Origin of the sequence: Streptomyces sp. NPDC057697, assembly GCF_042799335.1 — a bacterium.
GTDB lineage: Bacteria > Actinomycetota > Actinomycetes > Streptomycetales > Streptomycetaceae > Streptomyces.
The window spans coordinates 137,640-160,009 of the sequence record NZ_JBHVJA010000007.1; the positions used below are offsets into that span (position 1 = coordinate 137,640).

At 72.0% G+C, this 22,370-nt stretch carries 21 protein-coding genes; 12 read left to right on the forward strand and 9 right to left on the reverse strand.

The window, feature by feature from the left end:
• Positions 1–7: 7 nt before the first annotated feature.
• Positions 8–397 carry a DUF4259 domain-containing protein gene (locus ACFVFH_RS19935; RefSeq protein ID WP_383770253.1) on the reverse strand — a complete coding sequence of 130 codons (390 nt, stop codon included), beginning with the start codon at positions 395–397 and terminating at the stop codon, positions 8–10.
• Positions 398–671: 274 nt separating this feature from the next.
• Here ACFVFH_RS19935 and ACFVFH_RS19940 point away from each other — a divergent pair, with 274 nt between their 5' ends.
• Positions 672–1,271: a DUF6058 family natural product biosynthesis protein gene (locus tag ACFVFH_RS19940; protein ID WP_383770255.1), complete on the forward strand. Its 600-nt coding sequence runs from the start codon at positions 672–674 to the stop codon at positions 1,269–1,271.
• 75 nt (positions 1,272–1,346) lie between these two features.
• Here ACFVFH_RS19940 and ACFVFH_RS19945 read toward each other — a convergent pair whose 3' ends face one another.
• Genes ACFVFH_RS19945 through ACFVFH_RS19955 form a run of 3 tightly spaced genes read right to left on the reverse strand, consistent with a single transcriptional unit; the run spans position 1,347 to position 3,618 of the window.
• The gene (locus ACFVFH_RS19945) at positions 1,347–2,549 is read right to left on the reverse strand and encodes a hypothetical protein (RefSeq protein WP_383770258.1); all 1,203 of its coding nucleotides are present in this window, start codon (positions 2,547–2,549) and stop codon (positions 1,347–1,349) included.
• A 33-nt stretch (positions 2,550–2,582) separates the two neighbouring features.
• Positions 2,583–2,786 (reverse strand): DUF397 domain-containing protein, encoded by a 204-nt coding sequence (locus ACFVFH_RS19950; protein WP_383770261.1) that lies wholly within the window; start codon positions 2,784–2,786, stop codon positions 2,583–2,585.
• The gene (locus ACFVFH_RS19955) at positions 2,767–3,618 is read right to left on the reverse strand and encodes a helix-turn-helix domain-containing protein (RefSeq protein WP_383770263.1); all 852 of its coding nucleotides are present in this window, start codon (positions 3,616–3,618) and stop codon (positions 2,767–2,769) included. Before ACFVFH_RS19955 ends, ACFVFH_RS19950 begins: the two co-directional genes overlap by 20 nt.
• 115 nt (positions 3,619–3,733) lie before the next feature.
• Between ACFVFH_RS19955 and ACFVFH_RS19960 the strand changes: the two genes are divergently transcribed.
• Together ACFVFH_RS19960 and ACFVFH_RS19965 are read left to right on the forward strand one after the other, a co-directional pair.
• Positions 3,734–3,958, forward strand: a complete 225-nt coding sequence (locus ACFVFH_RS19960; protein WP_383770266.1) for a hypothetical protein — start codon at positions 3,734–3,736, stop codon at positions 3,956–3,958.
• The gene (locus ACFVFH_RS19965) at positions 3,955–4,326 is read left to right on the forward strand and encodes an ATP-binding protein (protein WP_383770269.1); all 372 of its coding nucleotides are present in this window, start codon (positions 3,955–3,957) and stop codon (positions 4,324–4,326) included. Before ACFVFH_RS19960 ends, ACFVFH_RS19965 begins: the two co-directional genes overlap by 4 nt.
• A gap of 59 nt (positions 4,327–4,385) precedes the next feature.
• Here the strand turns inward: ACFVFH_RS19965 and ACFVFH_RS19970 are convergent, their stop codons facing one another.
• Both ACFVFH_RS19970 and ACFVFH_RS19975 read right to left on the reverse strand, forming a co-directional pair.
• Positions 4,386–4,931: a hypothetical protein gene (locus ACFVFH_RS19970; protein ID WP_383770272.1), complete on the reverse strand. Its 546-nt coding sequence runs from the start codon at positions 4,929–4,931 to the stop codon at positions 4,386–4,388.
• Positions 4,932–5,220: 289 nt separating this feature from the next.
• Entirely contained in the window at positions 5,221–8,511 is a 3,291-nt protein-coding gene (locus ACFVFH_RS19975) for a S41 family peptidase (RefSeq protein ID WP_383770275.1), read from the reverse strand.
• A 304-nt stretch (positions 8,512–8,815) separates the two neighbouring features.
• On the opposite strand from ACFVFH_RS19975, the gene ACFVFH_RS19980 reads away from it, so the two are divergent.
• On the forward strand, positions 8,816–9,388 hold the full coding sequence (locus ACFVFH_RS19980; protein ID WP_383770277.1) for a TetR/AcrR family transcriptional regulator: 573 nt from the start codon (positions 8,816–8,818) through the stop codon (positions 9,386–9,388).
• Between the two features lie 137 nt (positions 9,389–9,525).
• Positions 9,526–11,757, forward strand: a complete 2,232-nt coding sequence (locus ACFVFH_RS19985; protein ID WP_383770280.1) for an MMPL family transporter — start codon at positions 9,526–9,528, stop codon at positions 11,755–11,757.
• A gap of 373 nt (positions 11,758–12,130) precedes the next feature.
• On the opposite strand, the gene ACFVFH_RS19990 is transcribed toward ACFVFH_RS19985, so the two are convergent.
• On the reverse strand, positions 12,131–12,493 hold the full coding sequence (locus ACFVFH_RS19990; protein ID WP_383770283.1) for an SsgA family sporulation/cell division regulator: 363 nt from the start codon (positions 12,491–12,493) through the stop codon (positions 12,131–12,133).
• Positions 12,494–12,705: 212 nt separating this feature from the next.
• Here ACFVFH_RS19990 and ACFVFH_RS19995 point away from each other — a divergent pair, with 212 nt between their 5' ends.
• From ACFVFH_RS19995 to ACFVFH_RS20015, 5 genes are all read left to right on the forward strand, one after another.
• Positions 12,706–13,764, forward strand: a complete 1,059-nt coding sequence (locus ACFVFH_RS19995; RefSeq protein ID WP_383770286.1) for an energy-coupling factor ABC transporter permease — start codon at positions 12,706–12,708, stop codon at positions 13,762–13,764.
• A 1-nt stretch (position 13,765) separates the two neighbouring features.
• On the forward strand, positions 13,766–14,527 hold the full coding sequence (gene cbiQ, locus ACFVFH_RS20000) for a cobalt ECF transporter T component CbiQ (RefSeq protein WP_383770289.1): 762 nt from the start codon (positions 13,766–13,768) through the stop codon (positions 14,525–14,527).
• Complete coding sequence (locus tag ACFVFH_RS20005) at positions 14,524–15,294, forward strand: energy-coupling factor ABC transporter ATP-binding protein (RefSeq protein WP_383770291.1); 771 nt, start codon at positions 14,524–14,526, stop codon at positions 15,292–15,294. Before cbiQ ends, ACFVFH_RS20005 begins: the two co-directional genes overlap by 4 nt.
• Positions 15,295–15,397: 103 nt before the next feature.
• The gene (locus tag ACFVFH_RS20010) at positions 15,398–16,561 is read left to right on the forward strand and encodes a serine hydrolase domain-containing protein (RefSeq protein WP_383770740.1); all 1,164 of its coding nucleotides are present in this window, start codon (positions 15,398–15,400) and stop codon (positions 16,559–16,561) included.
• A complete protein-coding gene (locus tag ACFVFH_RS20015; RefSeq protein ID WP_383770294.1) occupies positions 16,558–17,364 on the forward strand; it encodes an SDR family NAD(P)-dependent oxidoreductase in 807 nt (268 codons plus the stop codon). The genes ACFVFH_RS20010 and ACFVFH_RS20015 overlap by 4 nt, the downstream gene beginning before the upstream one ends.
• A gap of 18 nt (positions 17,365–17,382) precedes the next feature.
• Here the strand turns inward: ACFVFH_RS20015 and ACFVFH_RS20020 are convergent, their stop codons facing one another.
• Complete coding sequence (locus ACFVFH_RS20020; RefSeq protein WP_383770296.1) at positions 17,383–17,892, reverse strand: MarR family winged helix-turn-helix transcriptional regulator; 510 nt, start codon at positions 17,890–17,892, stop codon at positions 17,383–17,385.
• Between the two features lie 83 nt (positions 17,893–17,975).
• Between ACFVFH_RS20020 and ACFVFH_RS20025 the strand changes: the two genes are divergently transcribed.
• Positions 17,976–19,472, forward strand: coding sequence for an MFS transporter (locus ACFVFH_RS20025; protein ID WP_383770298.1), 1,497 nt, complete (start codon positions 17,976–17,978; stop codon positions 19,470–19,472).
• A gap of 45 nt (positions 19,473–19,517) precedes the next feature.
• Here the strand turns inward: ACFVFH_RS20025 and ACFVFH_RS20030 are convergent, their stop codons facing one another.
• Positions 19,518–20,510 (reverse strand): Lrp/AsnC family transcriptional regulator, encoded by a 993-nt coding sequence (locus ACFVFH_RS20030; protein ID WP_383770301.1) that lies wholly within the window; start codon positions 20,508–20,510, stop codon positions 19,518–19,520.
• Positions 20,511–20,805: 295 nt separating this feature from the next.
• Between ACFVFH_RS20030 and ACFVFH_RS20035 the strand changes: the two genes are divergently transcribed.
• Positions 20,806–22,344, forward strand: a complete 1,539-nt coding sequence (locus ACFVFH_RS20035; RefSeq protein WP_383770742.1) for an MFS transporter — start codon at positions 20,806–20,808, stop codon at positions 22,342–22,344.
• Positions 22,345–22,370 lie beyond the last annotated feature (26 nt).

Sequence of the window (22,370 nt, forward strand, 5' to 3'; positions counted from 1 at the left end):
GCCGGTTTCACGGAAGCAGTTCCTCGCGGATACCGCCAAGGGTGGCACGCCACTCCTCCTCCGTGCCGTCGGCCCACTCCCCGACCAGTGCGGGCGGCGCGGCGGCGATGGCGTCCAGTGCGCTCACGGCCAGCGCCCGCAGACCGGGCAGATCGGCGAACGGCTCCCCGGCGGCGGCCGGTTCGTCCTCCTCGTCGGCGGGGAAGGCGCGGGTGAGCCAGGCGGCCGAGGCCACCGTCAGCCGCGCGGACTCCTCGTCCCGGCCCTCCGCGGCCACGGCCGCCTCGCACGCCGTGCGGACCATGGCCTCCTGCTCCTCCTCGGGGGAGGCGTCGAGAGCGCCCTCGAACTCGTCGGTGAGGTCGTTGTCGAACGGGTCCGTGTCCCAGCCGCCCATGTCTGTTCCGTTCCGTGGTCGCTGCACCGGTCAGCCTATGCGGCGACCGGTCCGGGAAACAGGGCGAGCGGACTCGTCGGGGCGCTGCGGCGAGTCCAACCACCTTGTGTGGCAGCGCGGTTGGCGGTGCCGGTGCGGGCTGGGCCGGTCGCGGGCGAGGCGCCCTCGTGCGGTCGTGACGCCGACGGTTCGGTGAGCGCCGAACCGTCCCGCCAGTAGCGTGCCGAGTCCCGCGCGGGAGGTGCCCGCGCCGGTAGGAGCAGGAGGCGACCCGATGCCGGAGACAGACCTGAAGCAGCAGCTCGCCGGGCGGTTCCGCGAGGTCAACGGTGACCATCCGATGACCGAAGCCGACGACGTGTACGTCAGCGCGCAGTTCGTTGACCTGGAGAAACTGTGCGCGGTCCACGGTCGTGACGCCGATGCCGTCCGGCGGCTGATGCTGGGGCGGCGCCTGCCGCTTCCGGGGTATCTGCGCTCCGACGGCGCCGAGATGGTGCCGTCCGACCTGTTCGCTCTCGCTGGTGAAGCCGGTGGCGTGGAGCTGCTCGAAGCGTGGTTCACCGCTCACTGGGCCGACCCGGCGACCGGGAAGGCGGAGTGGAACGCGTATCTCAGCGGACAGTACGTGTGCCTGCACTCGGTGACCCCGGCCGCCATCCAGCACAAGGCCCATGTGACGGCCGCGATCAGTGCCTCGGAGTACGAGCCGGATGCCGGTACGGCGCGGTGGTCCGAGCGGCTGCACGTGCTGGTCGACGAACTCGACGCGCTGGAACCGGCGTTCACGGCGTATGACCGTCTTCGGTTCGGCGGGCCCACGTCCAGGGACACCTGCATCGACGCCGTACGCGCCCGCTTCCCGCGCTCGTGAGCACGCCCCGGGCCTGCCGCGAACCCGATCCGACCCGATTCGACCCGGCCCGATCCGATCTGCCCGCCCCGGCCGTCACGGCGGCCCGGACCCCAGCAGTGTGAACGCGCCGTACACCCCCGACGCGAGCGCTGCCACAGCCACGATCACCGCCGGGATGGCCCCCCGCCGGGCGCCCGCCAGGGCCACCGCGGCCGGGAGCAGCAACGGGAACGCGGGCATCATCAGCCGGGGCCTGGAGCCGAAATAGCCGGAGCCGATCAGCGAGATCACGACCACCACGAGGCAGTAGACGATCACGGGCAGTGGCTGGCGCGGCCGTTGCCGTACGCACCGCCACACCACCCAGAAGAGGAAGGCGAAGGCCGCGCACAGCCCGAGTCCCGCGAGGACGTCGTGGCGGAACTGCTGCGCCACGAAGGCGGCCAGCGCCGCCCCTCCGTCGATCCGGTTGTTCCAGGCGGCCTGGACGTCGAAGTAGGCGAACGGGCTCCTCTCCCGTACGGCCACGAAGACGATGTACGACAGCCAGCCCAGCGGGGCCAGACAGGCGCCCGCCAGCATCCGGCGGTGTGCCCGCAGAGGTTCGCCCGCGCGCCGCGCGGTGACCAGCCGCCACAGCGCGGTGACGCAGATCGCCGCGATCAGCGCGGCCGCGACCGGCCGGGTGAGCCCGGCGCCCATGCACAGCACACCCGCTGTGATCCATCGGTCGGTCAGTACGGCGTACAGCGCCCAGGCCGCGAGCGCCGTGAACAGCGTCTCGGTGTACGCCATGGACTGCACGAACGCCGTCGGGTACACCCCCCAGAGCACGGCCAGCAGCACCCCCGCCCGGTGCCCGTACAGCCGCGCCCCCACGGCGTAGATGCCTGCGGCGGCGGCCAGCGAGGCGAGCCAGGAGACCAGCAGGCCCGCACCGGCCACGCCGAGGGGCGGGAGGAAGGCGGACACTCCTCGTTCCAGCGCGGGCAGGAGCGGGAAGAAGGCCAGGTCGGAGTGGAGGGTGCCGTCCGGGAGCCGGACCTCGTAGCCGTATCCGTGCTCGGCGATCCGCTGGTACCAGACCGAGTCCCAGCGGCCCGACAGCCGGTGCATGCCGTCCTTGCCGGTGGCGGCGGCCGTGATCAGGAGGATCGCGACGCCGGTGACCCGGACGGCGACGTACCCCAGCAGCGCGGGCGCGGCGTCGCGGAGCGAGAGCGCCGACGGACGGGACGCGGAGCCTGGCCGCAGGGCGGCGGCCCATGAGGGGGGTACGGCCTTGGTCTCGGACATGCCGAAAAGTATGCCCGGGTCGCTTCGGCGGGGTCAGGACGCCTTGACGGACTCGACGAACGGCGTCCAGGCGGACGCGGGAAGCACGAGCACGGGTCCTTCGGGGCGCTTGGAGTCGCGGACGGGGACGAGGTCCTGGTGGCCGTCCGCGACTTCTAGGCAGTTGCCGCCATCGCCATTGCTGTGGCTGCTCTTGCGCCAGGTGGCAGCGCTGAGATCAAGGACGATGCTGGCCATTCCGGTACTCCTCAGCCGCCTTCTCGATCACGTCGAGGGACGCCTCTGGCGACAAGCCGGCGGCCCTCAGCCGATCGTATGCCTTGCGGTAGCGCATGACGATGGACGGATCGTCGATGGTCTGGCCATGGTACGAGCCCTCGGTGTACAGAAGCGGCGGCTCGTTGTCGAAGTCCATGAGGAAGAGCGGTAGTTCTGTGAGCGCCCGGGTCGGACCGTTCCACGGAAGGATCTGTGCAACGATGCGACGGCGGCGTACCAGGGCGGCGATGTGCTCCAACTGCTCGGCCATTTCCGCAGGCGGGAGGACGGAGTGGTGGATCAATGCCTCGTGCAGGATCACCCAGTACTCGGGCCTCTTGGGGTTGTCGAAGAGCTTGGCTCGTTGCAGCCGGGCATCGATCTTGGCTTCGACCTCTTCCGCCGTGTCCAGGGCGTGTGCGGAGCGGATGATGGCATCGGCGTACGACCTGGTCTGGAGTAGCCCGGGAATCAGAGTGCCGGACCACTCGGCGATGGCGCGGGCTCGTTTTTCTGCCTCCACGACCCCCGCGAAGTAAGAGGAATGGGCTCCCTGCTTGGCCTTCCGCACGTCCTCGCACCGCCGCCCGAAGAACCCGTCCGTCTTCAGTACCCGGTCCGCGTGCCGGGCCAGATCCTCAGGCATCCGCCGGTGACCGTGTTCGATCTCGCTCAGGTACGTGACGCCGTAGAAGCTGCCGTCCGACAGCTTCTCCAGGGTCAGGCCCGCCTCCTCCCGCTTGAAGCGGAGTTCCTTGCCGTAGAACTGCGGGACGCCCGCCGAGCCGTCGATCTCCTTGCGTGTGGCCACTGTTGACCGCCTTTCGCGCTGTGCTTTGTGGAGCGGGAAGTCCTTTCACGGTAGAGGCCCATGCGGCAGCGTGTGAGGCGTTCGTCACAGTCAGCAACGAAAGGTGGACTTCCCCATGGACGACGCATACGACCTCGCCTCCGGTCACGACATCGGCGCGGACATCGACGCGCTGCGCGCAGCGCTCGCCGCGCACGGCATCGTGCTGCCGTCGCTCGGGGTCGATCCGCTGACCCTGGCCGCCTGGACGACCCGGCCGCCATTGGTCGCGCTCGGTAACTGCAATGTGGCGACCGCGCGCCGGATGGCCGAAGTGCTGCGGTCGGCGGCCGGGGGATGAGCCCGCTGCCGATCGCGGTGGAACTGCTCGCCGTGCCGAAGGCCGTACCGGAGTTGCGGCGCACCTTGCGGGAGCGGTGTGGGGGTGTGGATTCGCCGGATCTGCTGCTCTGCGTCAGCGAGTTGCTGACCAATGTGATCGTGCATCTCGGTGAGGGGACACCGGTCACGCTCCGGGTGGTGGGTACGTACTCCGGCCGGGTCCGGGTCGAGCTGAGCGATCCCGAGCCGGGCGTCTGGCCGACGCTCCGCGCCGCCGGTCCCGGGGACGAGGCGGGGCGGGGGCTGTCGCTCGTGGACGCGGTGGCGCTGCGGTGGGGCGTCGATCAGGGGCCGTACGGGAAGACGGTCTGGTGCGAGTTGCGGTGAGCGGGAGCAGCGGCCTTGGTCGCGGGCAGAGGCGCGGCGGAGGCCGGGCGGCGGCCGATTCAGCCGGAAGGGGCGGTCATGTCCCACACGATGTAGTGGAACTGCCGTCGGCCGCCCTCGCCCGGGCCGAGGTACTCCAGGCCCGCCACGTGGCCCGCGCTGGTCGGCAGGCAGAACCACGAGCCGGCCGGGGCCATCCGCGCCATTCCGAGTGAGTGGTCACGGATGAGATCCGCGCAGGTCGTGGGGGTCGCTCCTGTCAGGGAGGAGGCGACCCGCCCGTTCAGCGCGGAGAAGGAATCGTTGCCGCTCCACGACATGTCGGGGCTCTCCACCGACTTCCCGGCGGTGCCGTGTTCGAGGTCGGCGAGCCCTCCCTGCTCAAGGGCGAAGGTGCCCGACCGGAGAACGGCGGGGGCCGTCTTCGACGGGGAGGGCGAAGGCGAGTCCTTGGCGGTGTCCTCGTCGGCCGACGCATCCGGCTCCGCAGGGGGGCTCGCCGGTGGAGCGGCGGTCGGCGCGTGTCCGGGCGGCGGACTCGTCTGCGGTGTGTCGGACCGTTGCTGGGTGAGCACCGTGACGACCAGGCCGATCACGGGGATCACGATGCCGACCACCCACCACGCCCAGCGCGGCGCCCCGTGGCCGCTCGGGGGACTGTGGGGCGGGAGGTGCGGGGGATGCGGAGGATGCGGGGGAAGTGAAGGACGCGGCGGTGGCGAGCTGCCCGGATCATGCGTCATCCCCGTAACCGCCCCCATGGCCGTGTGGTCGCGACAGCCGCCGCACTCAGTGATCCACACCGTACCGAGTGCGTCGCGTCCATGTCACTGTCGTTCCCGCAGCCACCGGCCACGGCTGCGGGAACGGCTGCGGGAACGACGGCGGGGCCCCTCAGCGTGGCGGCAACGGTGGCCGTCGCCGGTCCGGGACGTCGTCGTACGTCGGCGGGGTCGCCGCGGGCTGGGCGGCCAGGAGGTCCAGGGCGACCCGGACCGCGTCGTCCAGCACCGCGTACCGGCCCTCCGCCCAGTCGAGGGGGGTGCGCAGCGCCTCCAGGTCCGGTTCGACGCCGTGGTTCTCCACGGACCAGCCGTAGGTGTCGAACCAGGCCGCGTTCATCGGCACCGTGATCACCGTGCCGTCCCCGAGCCTGGTCCGGCCGGTCATGCCGACGACGCCGCCCCAGGTCCGCTGGCCCACCACCGGGCCGAGCTTCAGCAGGCGGAACGCGGCGGTGATCATGTCGCCGTCGGAGGAGGTCGCCTCGTCGGCCAGGGCGACCACCGGGCCGCGCGGGGCGTTCGAGGCGTACGAGACCGGCTGGGCGTTGCGGGTCAGGTCCCAGCCCAGGATGGTGCGGGTCAGCTTCTCCACCACCAACTCGCTGATGTGTCCGCCCGCGTTGCCACGTACGTCGACGATGAGCGCGGGGCGGGAGACCTCCAGGCGCAGGTCCCGGTTGAACTGGGCCCAGCCCGATCCGCCCATGTCGGGGATGTGCAGATAGCCGCACTTGCCGCCGCTCAGCTCCCGTACGACCTCCCGGCGCTTGGCCACCCAGTCCTGGTAGCGCAGCGGCCGTTCGTCGACCAGCGGCACGACCGCGACGCGCCGGGGCCGCCCCTCGTCCCCGGCCGGGCGGAAGGTCAGCTCGACCGTGGTGCCGCCCGCCGCCGTGAGCAGGGGGTACGGGCCCGTCACCGGGTCGACCGGGCGGCCGTCGACATGGGTGAGCACCGCGCCCTCGCGGATGCCCGTACCGGCCAGCGGGGAGCGGGCCTTGGAGTCGGAGGAGTCGCCGGGCAGGATCCGCCGGACCGTCCAGTCGCCGTCCCGGCACACCAGGTTCGCGCCGAGCAGGCCGATCGCCCGCTGGTAGTGCGGCGGGCCCTCGTTGCGGCGGGCCGGTGAGACATACGCGTGCGAGGTGCCCAGTTCGCCCAGGACCTCGCGCATCAGATCGGCGAACTCGTCGGGGGAGGCGACCCGTTCGACCAGCGGGCGGTACTGGTCGAGCACGCCCGACCAGTCGATGCCGCACATGTCCGGCTCCCAGAAGTAGGACCGGATGATGCGGCCGCCCTCCTCGTACGCCTGGCGCCACTCCGCCGCCGGGTCCACCTCGTGCAGGATGCGGCGCAGGTCGAGGTAGACGGTCGTGTCGCCGTCGCCGGGCTCGGTGGCGGGGACCGCGCGCAGCTCGCCCTCGTCCATGACGACCAGTCGGCTCGCGTCGCCGCTGACCGCGAACCAGTCGAGATGGCCGACCAGTTCGGTCTTCCTGGCCTTGGTGATGTTGAAGTGTTCGAGGGTGGGGCGGCCCGACATGTCCGACGGGTTGGCGAAGGTCTCGCCGAGCGCGCCGGAGATGGGCCAGCGCAGCCAGACCAGGCCGCCGCCGCTCACCGGGTGCAGGGCCGAGTACTTGGACGCGGAGACCGGGAACGGCGTCACCCGGCTCTCCAGGCCCTCGAACTCGACGGTGACCGTGGACGGGCCCTCGCCCGTGCCGATGTCGGGGAGGTCGTCGGCCGGGTCGAGACCGCCCGCCGCCGGGCGCCCCTCCGGGGACAGCGCGAACGGGGAGGGCGTGGCGGAGGAGAGCGGCACCAGATAGGGGCGGCAGCCCAGCGGGAAGGAGAGGTCTCCGGTGTGGACGTCGTACACCGGGTCGAAGCCGCGCCAGGAGAGGAAGGCGAGATAGCGGCCGTCGCCCGTGAAGACGGGGTTCTCGTCCTCGAAGCGCCCGTTGGTGACGTCGACGATCACGGGCGCGCCGGTGCCCAGGATGCGGGCCAGCTTGATCTGGCGCAGCGAGCGGCCGATCCCGGGGTGCGACCAGGTGAGCCAGGCGCCGTCCGGGGAGAACGCCAGGTCGCGGACCGGGCCGTTGATGGAGCGGATCAGCTCGGTGGGTTCGCCGGTGGACGTCTCCTCGTCCGTCTCCAGGAGCAGCAGCCGTCCGTCGTTGGTCGCGATGGCGAGGCGTTCGCCGTCCGGGTCGGCGATCAGCTCGTGCACCCGGCCGATCAGCCCGGAGGCCAGCCGGCGCGGGGCGCGGTCGCCGCTGGCGCGCGGCAGGTACGCGATCTCGATCGCGTCCTCGCCCTCGGCGTCCGTGACGTAGGCGACCTGGCCGCCGCTGCCGAGCATCTCGGGGAGCCGGACCCGGACGCCGGGGGTGTCGGCGATGGTCCGGGCGGGGCCGTCGCGGTGGGTGAGCCAGTACAGGCTGCCGCGTACGGTGACGGCGCTGGCCCGGCCCGTCTCGTCCACGGACAGCGAGTCGACGTGGCTGGCGGCGGGCACCTGGTACGGGCGCCGCCCGTTGCGCGGCCCGCCGAGCCGGACCGCGAGCTTGCGGGGCACCGCGTCCGGCGACGCCAGATCGTCCACCAGCCACAGATCGCCCGCGCACTGGTAGACCACCCGGTGGCCGTCGCTGGAGGCGTGCCGGGCGTAGAAGGCGTCGTGGTCGGTGTGGCGGCGCAGATCGGTGCCGTCCGGCCGGCAGGAGTACAGATTGCCGACGCCCTCGTGGTCGGAGAGGAACGCGATCCGGCCGCCGACGAACATCGGGGAGGCGAGATGGCCGCCGATGTCCGGCAGCAGCCGCTTGCCGTGCAGCCAGAGCCGGCCGGTCGCGCCGCCCCGGTACCGCTTCCAGGCGGCCGGTTCGTGCGGCGGTGTGCCGGTGAGCAGCAGGGTGCGCCGCTCGCCGTCGATGTCGGCTACCGCGATGTCGGAGACCGGGCCCCAGGGCAGCTTGCCGCCGGGGCTGCCGTCGGTGGGGACGCTGTAGGCCCAGGAGATGTGCGAGAACGGCTGGTGGTGCGAGGACACGGCGAGGATCTGGGCGGAGTCCTCGGGATCGGGGGTCCAGCCGCAGACCCGGGTGTCCATCGACCCCCAGTACGTGAGCCGGCGGGCCGGTCCGCCGTCGACCGGGGCGAGATGGATCTCGGGATCGAGGCTGCGCCAGGTCGTGTAGGCGATCCGGCTGCCGTCGGGGGAGAAGCGCGGGTGGCTGACCCGGGTCCGGTCGACGGTCAGCCGCCAGGCGCGGCCGGGCCGCTGCCCCTCGGGCGCGAGGGGGGCGACCCAGAGGTCGTCCTCGGCCGCGAAGCAGAGCAGGTCGTCGTGGAGGTGCGGGAAACGGAGATACGCGACGTCGTCACTCACCCTCCAATGCTTTCCGCGCGGGAGGGCCCCGGCAACTCGTGGTGCGGGGCGGGTTGTGGCACGGAACACAAGCGAAACGATTTCGTTTCGCTGGGCGGACGGGTTACCGTCGATGTGTACGAAACAGTTTCGTTCGATTGACAGATGTACGCATACGATTCGATCAACTCGCGTACGCCCGGCAACCGAATGACGTACGCGTAGGAAGAAGCGTACGAGCACGAGACGTACGGGCACGAGACGTACGAGCAAGAGACAACGGACGAGCAGCGGAAGCACGAGCATCCGGACAGGAGGTCGGCTCATGGCACGCACCCGGCTCACACCCGAGCGTGAGGGCGAGCTGTACGCCGCCGTGCTCGACCTGCTCCGCGAGGTCGGTTACGACGCCCTGACCATGGACGCCGTCGCCGCCCGCACCCGTTCCAGCAAGGCCACCCTCTACCGCCAGTGGGGGAGCAAGCCCGAGCTGGTCGTCAAAGCCCTGCGGCACAACAAGCCGGTGACCCTCGGTGCGATCGACACCGGGTCGCTGCGCGGCGACTTCCACGCCGTGCTGGGCCGCAGCGACGACTGCCAGATGGAGAAGGACTCCGCGCTGATGCGGGGCCTGAGCCATGCCGTCCACGAGAATCCCGATCTGCATCAGGCTCTGCGTGAGCTGCTGATCGAGCCGGAGATGACCGGTCTCGACCTGCTGCTGCGCCGAGCCGTGGACCGGGGCGAGGTGCGTCCGGACAATCCGGCGCTGAAATACGTGTCGCACATGCTGATCGGCGCTTTCGCCGCCCGGCAGCTGGTCGAGGACCGCTCGGTCGACCAGGCGTTCCTCATCGATTACGTCGACTCCGTGGTCCTCCCCGCCCTCGGAGTCTGACCCCCGGGCCGCCCCCGCGCGGCCCGTCCCCGCCCGCACGGCCCCCTCCCCGCGCTCCACCTGACACGCCGCTCTCGTCGTCGGGCTGGTTCCTCACGCCCATTTCCACTCACGACCCGACCCGGGAGTACCCCTCCGTGGCCACATTCCTCTACAAGCTCGGACGGCTGTCGTTCCGGCGCCGCCGCTATGTCGCCCTGATATGGGTGGCGCTGCTGGCCCTCGCCGGATTCGGCGCCGCCTCCGCCTCCACCGCCACCTCCAGCTCCTTCTCGATCCCGGGCACGGAGGCCCAGCGCGCCTTCGACCTGCTGGAACAGCGCTTCCCCGGAGCCAGTGCCGACGGCGCGAGCGCCCGGGTCGTCTTCAAGGCCCCGGACAGCGAGAAGATGACCGACCCGGCGAACAAGGCCGAGGTCGGCAAGGTCGTCCGCGAGCTGAAGTCCGGCTCGGACCAGATCGCCTCGGTCTCCGACCCGTACGCGGCGGGAGCCGTCAGCAAGAACGGTTCCACGGCGTACGTCTCGGTCTCGTACAAGGTCAACTCGATGGAGCTGACCGACGCGACCCGGGACGCCCTGGAGGACGCGGGCCACGCGGCGCAGAAGAGCGGGATGACCGTGGAGATCGGCGGTGACGCGCTCCAGGTGATGCCGGAGACCGGAGCCACCGAGATCATCGGCGTCGCCATCGCCGCGGTCGTGCTGGTCATCACCTTCGGCTCGCTGATCGCCGCCGGGCTGCCGCTGCTCACCGCCCTGATCGGGGTCGGCATCGGCGTCTCGACGATCACCGCGCTGGCCAACGTGCTGGACCTGGGCTCCACCACCTCCACCCTCGCGATGATGATCGGCCTCGCGGTCGGCATCGACTACGCGCTGTTCATCGTCTCCCGCTACCGTGCCGAGCTGGCCGAGGGCCGGGAGCGCGAGGAGGCGGCCGGGCGGGCCGTCGGCACGGCCGGGTCCGCGGTGGTCTTCGCCGGTCTCACCGTCGTCATCGCGCTGGTCGGCCTCGCCGTCGTGAACATCCCGATGCTGTCGAAGATGGGCTTCGCCGCGGCCGGCACGGTCGCCATCGCCGTCCTCATCGCGCTCACCCTGGTCCCGGCGATGCTGGGCTTCGCCGGGAAGCGGGTCCTGGGACGCAGGGCGCGCAAGGCCGCCGAGGCTTCGGACGGGGCCGAGGACAAGCCGAACATGGGCACCCGCTGGGCGCGGTTCGTACTGCGCAAGCCGGTCTGGGTGCTGCTGGTCGGCGTCATCGGCCTCGGTACGGTCGCCGTACCGGCCGCCTCCCTGGAGATGGGCCTGCCCGACGACGGCTCCCAGCCCACCAGCACCACCCAGCGGCGCGCCTACGACCTGCTCTCCGAGGGCTTCGGCCCCGGCTTCAACGGGCCCCTGATGGTCGTCGTCGACACCGCGAACAGCTCCGACGGCAAGACCGCCGCCAAGCAGGTCTCCGACGAGATCTCCGGCATGAAGGGCGTCGTCGCCGTCACCCCGGCCCAGTTCAACAAGGCCGGCGACACCGCGATGATCACCGTCGTCCCGAAGGACCGGCCGAGCTCCGTCGACACGGAGAACGTCGTGCACGCGATCCGTGACGCGGGCGAGGACATCAAGTCCGACACCGGCGCCGAGGTCCTGGTCACCGGCTCGACCGCGATGAACATCGACTTCTCGCAGAAGATGAACGACGCGCTGCTGCCGTACCTGGCGCTCGTCGTCGGCCTCGCCTTCCTGCTGCTGATGGTGGTCTTCCGGTCGGTGCTGGTGCCGCTGAAGGCGGCCCTCGGCTTCCTGCTCTCGGTCGTCGCGGCCCTGGGCGCGGTCGTCGCGGTCTTCCAGTGGGGCTGGCTCGGCTCGCTCTTCGGGGTGGAGCAGACCGGTCCGATCATGTCGATGATGCCGATCTTCATGGTGGGCGTGGTCTTCGGCCTCGCGATGGACTACGAGGTCTTCCTCGTGACCCGGATGCGCGAGGCGTACGTCCACGGCGAGAAGCCCGGCCAGGCGATCGTCACCGGATTCCGGCACGGTGCCCGGGTCGTCACGGCCGCGGCGGTGATCATGATGGCGGTCTTCGCCGGGTTCATCGGCTCCAGCGAGCAGATGGTCAAGATGATCGGCTTCTCGCTCGCCATCGCCGTCTTCTTCGACGCGTTCGTGGTCCGGATGGCGATCGTGCCCGCGGTCCTCGCCCTGCTCGGCAGGCGCGCCTGGTCGCTGCCGGGCTGGCTGGACCGGATCCTGCCGAACGTGGACGTGGAGGGCGAGGGGCTGCGCGAGCAGCTCGGCGAGACGCCCGCGGGCGGCGCCGGACACGGTGACGCCGGGGGCGAGCGCGAGCTGACCCGGGTCTGAGCCGTGCGGCCGGAGCCGCGAAGGGCCTCCGGAGCCGCGAAGAGTCTCCGGGGCCCGCGCCCGAGCGGAGCGCGGCCCCGGACGCGCCGGTTACCTGTGGGGACGGGGGACCGGGGCACATGAGGAAGCCCCCGTGCGAGCGGCACGGGGGCTTCCGGCGCGTGCGCCCAGGCCCACCGACGGGGCGCGGTCCTCGGCCAGGCGGGCGTGGCGTCGGGTCCCGCTCTCCGTCCGCTCTCCGCCGGGCGGGCGTGGCGTCGGGTCCCGTTCTCCGTCCGTCCTCGGCTGGGCGGGCGTGGCGTCGGGTCCCGTTCTCCGTCCGTCCTCGGCTGGGCGGGCGTGGCGTCGGGTCCCGTTCTCCGTCCGCTCTCCGTCAGGCGGGTGTCGCGTCGGATGCGGTGCCGACGTCCTCGCCGGTGTGGGTGCGGTGCAGGAAACGGATCAGCGGCGCGCTGTCGAACTGCACCACCTCCACGCCCTCCGCCGAGCGCACCTCCACCACCAGCTGGGTGCGCCCGCAGGGCCACACCCGTACGCCGCCGCGCTCGGTGGGGGAGTGCAGCCCGCCCTCCAGCAGGTCGCGGCCGAAGGTCCATTCGTCGCCGCCGGGGAAGGAGACATGGACGGCCCGGGGGTCCTTGTCGGCGTCGTACAGCAGGTCGACCGGGACCGCCGGAAGGTCGGGGGTGTCGTTGACGAGCCAGGCTTCCGCCTGCTCGTGGATCACGGGGGCCATGGTTCGACTCCTCCTGTACGTGCCGCTTCGCCATCCAATGTCCCATATTTTCGGTAAGGGGCGCGGCGAGCAGTTGTGATGTATCCGCTCTTGCGAAGGCTTTGCAACAAGGTCCTATCATTGAGCGGTTCACGACATCTTCATCCTCTTCACCTTCATCGTCGTCGCCGTCGTCCGCGGCAACGCAGGACCGCAGGAAGCGGAGCCCCTCCATGCATGTACCCGACGGATTCATCAACGCGCCCGTCTCCGCCGCCGCCGGAGTCGTTGCCGCGGGTGCGGTCGCCGTCAGCCTGCGGGGCGCCCGCCGCGAACTGGACGAGCGCACCGCGCCGCTCGCCGGGCTGGTCGCCGCGTTCATCTTCGCCGTGCAGATGCTGAACTTCCCGGTCGCCGCGGGCACCAGCGGGCATCTGCTGGGCGGGGCGCTGGCCGCGATCCTGGTCGGGCCGTATACGGGCGTGCTCTGCGTCACCGTCGTCCTCCTCATGCAGGGCATCCTCTTCGCCGACGGCGGCCTCACCGCGCTCGGCGTGAACGTGCTCGACATGGGCATCGCAACCACCGTCGTCGCGTACGCCCTGTTCCGCGGGCTGCTCAAGGTGCTGCCGAAGGCCCGCCGCTCCGTGACCGCCGCGTCCTTCGTCGCCGCACTGGTCTCCGTACCGGCCGCGGCCTGCGTCTTCACGCTGATCTACTGGATCGGCGGCACCACCGACATCCCGATCGGCAAGGTCTTCACCGCGATGGTCGGGGTCCACGTCCTGATCGGCATCGGCGAGGCCCTGATCACCGCGCTGACCGTCGGCGCCGTCATCGCCGTACGCCCCGACCTGGTCCACGGCGCCCGCGGACTCACCACCTCGCTCAAGCTCCGGGTCGACGGCGAACTCGTCGACGCCCCCGCCCAGCAGCCCGCCGCCCCGGCCGCCGCCCGCTCCCACCGCGGGATCTGGGCCACCGGCCTGGTCACCGCCCTCGTCCTGGCGGGCTTCGTCTCCTACTACGCCTCCGCCAACCCGGACGGCCTGGAGAAGGTCGCCGCCGACCAGGGCATCGACAAGAAGACCGAGGAGCACGCGGCCAAGGACTCCCCGCTCGCCGACTACGGCGTCAAGGACATCTCCGACGCCCGCATCTCCGGCGGCCTCGCCGGAATCATCGGCGTCGGCGCCACGATCCTGGTCGGCAGCGGAGTCTTCTACGTGGTCCGCCGCCGTCGCACGCAGGACGTCCCCGACGGCACCACGCGCACCAGCGAAAACGTCTGACATGGGCGCGGGACACGCACACAAGCTCTACCGGCACGGCCACTCGCCCGTCCACGACCTGCCGCCGCACTGCAAGATCGCCGCCGCCTTCTGCTTCGTCGTGGTCGTCGTCTCGACCCCCCGCGAGTCGGTGTGGGCGTTCGGGCTGTACGCGGTGCTGCTCGGCGCGGTCACCGCGCTCGCCCGCATCCCGGTCGGCTTCCTGCTCAAGCGGCTGCTCATCGAGGTGCCGTTCGTCGCGTTCGCGCTGCTCATGCCGTTCGTGGTGCCCGGCGAACAGACCCATGTCCTCGGCCTCTCCGTCAGCGTCCCCGGCCTCTGGGGCGCCTGGAACGTCCTGGCCAAGGGCACCCTCGGCGTCGCCGCCTCCGTGCTCCTCGCCTCCACCACCGAACTGCGCTCGCTGCTGCTCGGCCTCCAGCGGCTCAGGCTGCCGCCGCTCCTCGTCCAGATCGCCTCCTTCATGATCCGGTACGGCGACGTGATCACCGACGAGATGCGCCGGATGTCGATCGCCCGCCGCTCCCGGGGCTTCGAGGCGCGCGGAGTACGCCAGTGGGGCGTCCTGGCCAAGACGGCGGGCGCCCTCTTCATCCGCTCCTACGAGCGCGGCGAACGCGTCCACCTCGCGATGGTCAGCCGCGGCTACGCCGGTGCCATGCCGGTCATCGACGAGGTGACCGCCTCCCGGGCCCAGTGGGCCCACGCCGCCGCACTCCCCGTGCTCGCCCTCGCCGTATGTCTGCTGGGATGGACCCTATGAGTCAGCCCACCGCCCACGCGCCGTCCCTCGAAGTCAGCGGCCTCGCCTACGCCTACCCCGACGGCCACCAGGCGCTCTTCGGGGTGGACCTCACCGTCGCCCGGGGCGAACGGGTCGCACTCCTCGGCCCCAACGGCGCGGGCAAGACCACCCTGGTCCTCCACCTCAACGGCATCCTCGACGCGGGCGCCGGCACCGTCCGGGTGGCCGGGCTCCCCGTCGAGAAGCGCAACCTCGCCGAGATCCGCCGCCGCGTCGGCATCGTCTTCCAGGACCCCGACGACCAGCTCTTCATGCCCACCGTCCGCGAGGACGTCGCCTTCGGCCCCGCCGCCTCCGGACTGCGCGGCGCCGCGCTGGAGGAACGCGTCACCGAGGCCCTGGAGCAGGTCGGCATGGCGGAGTACGCCGACCGGCCGCCGCACCACCTCTCCTTCGGCCAGCGCCGCCGCGTCGCCGTCGCCACCGTCCTCGCCATGCGGCCGGAGATCCTCGTCCTGGACGAGCCGTCCTCCAACCTGGACCCGGCCTCGCGGCGCGAACTCGCCGACATCCTGCGCTCCCTGGACGTCACCGTCCTCATGGTCACGCACGACCTCCCGTACGCCCTGGAGCTCTGCCCGCGCGCGGTGATCCTCAGCGACGGCGTCATCGCCGCCGACGACCGCACCCAGGACCTGCTCTGCGACGAGGAGCTGATGCGCGGTCACCGCCTGGAACTGCCCTTCGGCTTCGACCCGCGCTCGGTGACGCTGAACGCCCGTTGACGGCGGCGGACGTTCCACGCCCGTGAACATGAGGTGACCCGGCACACCTCCCGCCCGCCACGCGATGCACCATGGGGGGATGAGCGGGAGCGCAGGAGCAGGCGTGGACGTACGGGGCACGGTGGCGGCCGGATTCGAACCGGTCAGGGATGCCTTCATCCGTAACTTCGAGCAGCGCGGCGAACGCGGCGCCGCCGTCGCGGTCTACCGGGACGGGCAGAAGGTCGTCGACCTCTGGGCCGGTACGAGAGACGTCGACGGCACCGAACCATGGGCCGTGGACACCGTGCAGATCGTCCGCTCGGCGGGCAAGGGCATCGCCGCCGCCGTACCGCTGCTGCTCCACCAGCGCGGCCAGGTCGACCTCGACGCCCCGGTCGGCACGTACTGGCCGGAGTTCAAGGAGGCGGGCAAGGAACGCGTGCTCGTCCGCCACCTCCTCGCCCACCGGGCCGGAGTCCCCGCGCTCGACACCCCGCTGACCCCCGCCGAAGCGGCCGACGGGACCTCCGGGCCACGGGCCGTCGCCGCCCAGCGCCCCCAGTGGGAGCCCGGCACCGACCACGGCTACCACGCCCAGACCTACAGCTGGCTCATCGGCGAACTGGTGCGCAGGGTCACCGGCCGCACCGTCGGCCGCTGGATCGCCGAGGAGATCGCCCGCCCGCTCGGCCTGGACTTCTGGTTCGGCCTCCCGGCCGACGAGGCGCACCGCATCGGCCGCATCGGCCCCGTCGAACCCCCCGCCACCACCGCCGACAGCGGCATCCTGCGCGTACGGCCCAAGCGTTCCGTCACCGAGGCGTACCGCGACCCGCACTCCCTCACCCGCCGCGCCTTCGGCGCCATCGACCCGCTGCCCGACGAGAACGACCCCGGCTACCGTACGGCCGAACTCCCCGCCTCCAACGGCATCGCCACCGCCCGCGGGCTGGCCCGCTGCTACGCCGCGATGATCGGCCCGGTCGACGGCCACCGTCTGTTCGCCCCGGCCACCCTCACCCTGGCCCGCACCGAGGAATCGGCGGGCCCGGACCGGGTCCTGGTCGTCAACACCCGCTTCGGCCTGGGCTACATGCTGCACGGCCCGTCCGCCCCGCTGCTCGCCCCCGGCTCCTTCGGCCACCCCGGCCGCGGCGGCTCGCTCGGCTTCGCCGACCCCGAATCCGGCATCGCGCTGGGCTATGTGACGAACGGTCTGCAGAAGGGAGTCACCGCCGATCCCCGTGCCCAGGCCCTGGTCAGGGCAGTACGGTCGGCGCTATGACTCCTCCTCATCCTCACTTCGCAGGTGCACGGTTCGACGGATACGGCGTCCTCATCACCGGAGCGGGCCGGGGCATCGGCGCGGCCACCGCCCGCCGACTCGCCTCGGAGGGCGCCCGCGTCCTGGTGACCGACCTGGACGCCGAGCGCGCCGAACGGACCGCCGAGACGATACGCGCGACAGGCGGCACCGCCGAGGCCCTCGCCTGCGACGTCACCGAACAGACCGCCGTCGAGGCGGCGGTGGCCCACGCGGTCGCCGCCTTCGGCACCCTGGACGTGCTCGTCAACAACGCGTACGCCTGCACCACCGACGCCCCGCTCTTCGAGGACGAGCCCGACGACGCCTGGCAGCGCGACCTCGACGTCACCCTCACCGGCCCCTACCGCTGCGCCCGCGCCGCCCTCCCGCACCTGGTGGCCTCCGGCCGGGGCGCGATCGTCAACATCGGCTCGGTCAACGGCGAACAGGACTTCGGCAACCACGGCTACAGCGCCGCCAAGGCGGGCCTCGCCAGCCTCACCCGCACCCTCGCGGGCCACGCCGGACCGCGCGGCGTCCGGGTCAACCTGGTCGCCCCCGGCACGGTCCGCACCGACGCCTGGGCGGGCCGGGGCGCCGAACTCACCCGCGCGAGCGCCCTCTACCCGCTCGGCCGGATCGGCGAGCCGGACGACATCGCCGCCGCCGTCGCCTTCCTCGCCTCGCGCGACGCGGCCTGGATCACCGGGACGACGCTGCGTGTGGACGGCGGGCTGACGGCGGTCAACTCCGGCTTCCGGCAGGCGGTTTCGGGGGAGTAACGCCTTGGCCGCGTGCGGTCAGCGGCCGGTCGCCCCGTCGTAGACGCCGACCACCCGCCGCAGGAACGCCGCCACCACGGCCCGGTCCTGCGGGGAGAGGTCGGCCGCGGCCTCGGTGACGCCCTGGATGACCGGGGCCACATGCTCGTACGCCAGGGCCTCCCAGTGTTCGGCGGGAGCCACGATCACCTTGCGCCGGTCGGTCGGATGGGGCTCCCGCCGGGCGTGCCCGGCGGCCACGAGCCGGTCGATCACCAGCGTCGTCGCCGCCGTCGACGCGTCCAGCCGGCGGGCGAGGTCGGTGGGGGTGGTCGGCCCGACGTGCACGAGATGGTCCATCACGGCCAGCCCGGCCGCGTCCACCCGCAGCCGACGGCCCAGATGGCGCTCGAAGCGCTGCTGGCGCAGGGTCAGATTCCGCAGCTGCTCACGGATGGCACCGTCGTCGGCGGGGGCGCCGGAGGGAGCCCCGGCGGGGGCTTCGGCCGGGGGTCCGGTGGGGGTGCCGACGTGCGGTTTGACATCCATGGGGCTCAGGATACTCTCAATCTTGCTAAGAATATTGGTAAGTTTATTGGCGAGTTAATTGGTAACCAATGAGTAGAGGTAAAATGAGTGCCGACCCGAGCGCCGCACCGCCGCCCTACCGGTGGCGGTGGCTGATCCTGGCGGTGATGCTCGTCGCGGAGATCATGGATCTGCTGGACGCGTCGATCGTCAATGTGGCCGGGCCCGGACTGGAGCGGTCGCTGGGCGCCGGCCCGGTCGGGCTCCAGTGGGTGATCGGCGGATACGCCCTCACGCTGGGCGCGGGGCTGATCCTCGGCGGACGGCTCGGCGACCGCTACGGGCGGCGCCGGATGTTCCTGATCGGCCTCGCCTCGTTCACCGCCACCTCCCTGCTGTGCGCCTGCGCGCCGGACATCGGGTCCCTGATCGCCTTCCGGCTGCTCCAGGGCACCGCGGGGGCGATGCTCCTGCCGCAGGGGCTCGGGCTGCTGCGGGAGAACTTCTCGGGTGCCGAACTCACCAAGGTCTTCGGCATCTTCGGGCCCGTCCTGGGGCTCGGCGGCATCATCGGTCCCGTCCTGGGCGGCGGCCTGATCCAGAGCGACCTCCTCGGCCTGGGCTGGCGGCTGGTCTTCCTGGTCAACCTGCCCATCGGTATCGTCGCCCTGATCGTCGCCGCGAAGTTCGTCCCCCGGCGGCCGGGCGACCGCACGGTGGTCGTCGACGCGGTGGGCGCCGCCCTGGTGGCACTGGCCTGCGGGCTGCTCGTCCTGCCGCTGAACCAGGGCCAGGAGGACGGGTGGCCGCTGTGGACCTGGCTCTGCATCGCGGGTTCCGTCATCGGATTCGGCGCCTTCGCGCTCCGGCAGCGCGGCACCGCGGCCCAGGGGCGCCAACCGCTGGTCACCCCCGCTCTGCTGCGCAAGCCCGCCTTCACCGTGGGGCTCGGCGGCATCGCCCTGTTCTTCGCCGGACTGGTCGGCACCCAGCTCGTGCTGACCCTCTACCTCCAGATCGGGCGGCACTTCACGGCGGGCGAGGCGGGCCTCGGCAACCTCCCGCTCGCCGTGGGGACCGCTGTCGGCGGCGCGGTCAGCGGCGCCGTGCTCGCGGACCGGATCGGCCGCGCGGTCCTCCAGATCGGCCCGCTCGTCCAGCTCGCCGGCGCCGCCCTGCTCGGCTACGAACTCGGCGGCCTGGGCGCCTCGTTCTCCATCTGGGACATCGCCCCCGGCGTCGTCGTCTCGGGTATCGGCGCGGGCATGGTCATCGCGGCGCTGTTCAGCTTCATCCTCGCGGCCGTCGACGACCACGAGATCGGCTCCGCCTCCGGTGTGCTCTCCGCGGTCCAGTCGATCGGCGGCTCGATCGGGGTGGCCGTCTTCGGCTCCGTGTTCTTCGCCGACGCCAGGAGCGGCGACTTCACGTCCGGTTTCCGGCACGCCCTGATCGCGCAGTCCTGCCTGCTGGTCGCCTTCCTGGCCATGACCTTCCTGCTCCCGAAGAAGGGACGGCCGGAGGGCGAGGAGTTCACCGCGGACGAGGGGACGGGCACGGGCGAGGGAGCGGACGACGAGCCCCGGCGGACGGTGGCCTGAGCGCGCTTCCGACCGCCTTCCGGTCCGCCCCGCCCCGCCCCCGTGTCAGGCGAGCGCCGGGTGGATCAGGCGCCCGTGGTGGACGAGCGACGCCGCCTGTTTGAGACGGCGCACCCGCACGCTGATCTCGTAGCCGCTGATGCCCTCGGTACGGGCGAACCGGCCGCTGAGGTAGCGGTAGAAGTCCGGGGTGTCCTTGCAGATGACGACGGCCATGAGGTTGTGCTTGCCGCTGATGGCCGCGGCGAAGGCGCACTCGTCGTGCCTGCTGAGCTCCTCGCCGATCTGCTGGAGCCGGGACAGCTCGACCTGGAGCCAGAGGGTGGCGTTGAGCTCGTAGCCGAGGCGTTCGGGCACGGTGTCGATGTCGAAGACCAGCGAGCCGCTGCCCTCCAGGGCCTCCAGACGGCGGGCCACCCGCGGCTTGGACCAGCCGGTGACCTCCGCGAGCCGGGTGTGGGAGGCGCGGCCGTCCTCCGCCAGCGCTTCGAGCAGCGGAAGGTCCTCGTCGGTCGCCGGGACCGGCGGACCGGTGGGTACGGGCCGCCCCGCGGTCAGTATCCGCACCTGCTCGCCGGTGAGCGACCCCTCCCGGCCGGTCCAGCCGGCCGTGTCCTGGGAGCCGAAGGCGTGGATCACCAGGTCGACGTTGAGGTCCAGGACCGAGGCGGCCCGGGGAAGCTGCCGCAGCAGCACGTCGTCCCGGGCGGTCCCGGCGGGTGAACGGATGATGCAGATGATCTCCGAACCGCCGGATGCGATGCTCGTGTACGCGACGTCCGGCCTGCGGGCCAGGGAATCCGCGAGGGGCCCCACGGCGTCCGGGCGGCAGCGCAGCCGTGCGATCCACTCGGTCCGGCCGTGCGCGGCCGGACTGATCAGCCCGACGACGCGTACGACCCCACTGCGCCGCAGGGCGTTGTAGCGCCGCGCCACGGTCTGCTCGGACACCCCGACGACCTCGCCGAGGCGGCGGAAGGAGGCCCGGGGGGAGCAGTGGAGTCCATGGATGATCAAGCGGTCCAGATCGTCAGGCATGGAGGAATGGTCACACGTCCGCTGCCCGAAACGGAGGTTCTGTGACATTCGCCGGGATCGCTTGGGGATTCTCCGATGTCCGGGGCGAAGCTGGTCGGCGGCTCCGCGGGCGATCGGTGGACCGCGCGGAACGCGGCGGTGGACCGGTGCGACCGGCCCGGGAGCGAGCGCACGCCCCACGGCGGTGCTCACCTCGCAGCCGTGCCCGCGCGGCACCGGCCCCCGCAGCAGAAGGAACCTCTCCGTGAATCCCGCAACGACACAGGACAGATCAGGGCGCGGCGTCACGCTCGTCATGGCCTGCCTGGGCGTCTTCGTCTCCTACCTCCCCGTGACCTCCGTGTCGGTGAGCCTGCCCGCCATCCAGCGGGCCCTGGGCGCCTCCACGTCCCAGCTCTCCTGGGTCTCGGACGCCTTCGTACTGCCGATGGCCGCACTGATCCTGACCACCGGGGTATGGGGCGACGTCCACGGCCGCAAGCGGGTGTTCCAGACGGGCATGGCCCTCTGCACGCTGGGCGCGGCGATATCGCTGATGTCGGACACGGTGCAGTGGCTCTGGGCCGGCCAGGCGCTCTCCGGTCTGGGGGCGGCGGCGCTGCTGCCCACGACGCTGGCCCTGATCAGCCACGCGGTCCCCGACCATCGCGAGCGGGGCAAGTACATCGGCCTGTGGGCGATGTCCCTGATGGGTTCGCTCGCCGTGGGCTCGCTGATCGCCGGTGCGCTGCTGGAGCACGTCGCATGGCGCTGGATCTTCCTCCTGCCCATCCCGGTCTCCCTGATCGTGCTGGTCGTGGCGGCGTTCCGGCTGCCCGACTCGCGCGCCCCGCACGGCCGACGCCTCGACTGGCCGGGCCAGATCAGCGCGGCCGTCGCCGTCACCGCGATCGTCTACGGCGTCATCGAGGGCGGCGCGGACGGCTTCGGCGAGCCCGCCGTGGTGACGGCCCTGGTGCTCGGCGCGGTCGCCGCCGCCGTGTTCGTCGTCGTGGAGCGCCGCAGCGCGAGCCCGATGCTCGACCTGGCGCTGTTCCGCAGCCCGGCCTTCACCGCCACCGCCCTGGTCGCCATGATCAGCTTCCTCGGCCTGATCGGCTTCTTCTTCGTGCTGAGCCTCTACTTCGGCATGGTGCAGCACCTGACCACGATCGAGGCGGCGCTGCGGATGGTGATGGTCACCGGGGTGTCCCTCCTCGCGGGCCTGCCCGTCGGACGCCTGATGCACCGGGTCTCCTCCCGGGTCCTGATCACCACCGGCCTGGTCCTCGCTGCGGGCGCGATGTTCCTGCTGACGGATGTCGACGCACACACCTCCTACGTCTCCGTCGCGTGGCGGCTGGCGCTGCTGGGTCTCGGCATGGGCGCCGTGATCACCCCGATGACCGCCTCCGCGGTGTCCTCCGTCCCGTACCAGCTGGCCGGGATGGCCGCCGCCGGGAACAACGCCTTCCGCCAGCTCGGCGGCGCCCTCGGCCCCGCCGTGCTCGGCGCCCTGCTGACCACCCGGGCACTCGACGCGCTGCCCGGCCACCTCACCGACGCGGGAGTGCCCGCCGAGGCGAGTGCCCGCGTCGTGGACACCGCCCGTGAGCAGGGGCTCGGCGCCGTGGCCGGACTCCGCCTGGACGCCGCCACCGGACCGGCCCTGTCGGCCCTGGGCGACTCCTTCCTCGACGGCATGCGGCTCTGCCTGACCGTCTCCGCCTCGCTCGCCCTGCTGGCCGCCCTCGCCTGCGCCGTACTCCTGCGCCCGGCCGCCAAGCCGACCGCCCCGGCGTCCCCGGCCACCGGGGAACCTGCGGCCCGCCCCGCGTCGGTCCCGGTGGGCTGAGCGCCCGCCGTGCGCGGATCGGCCCA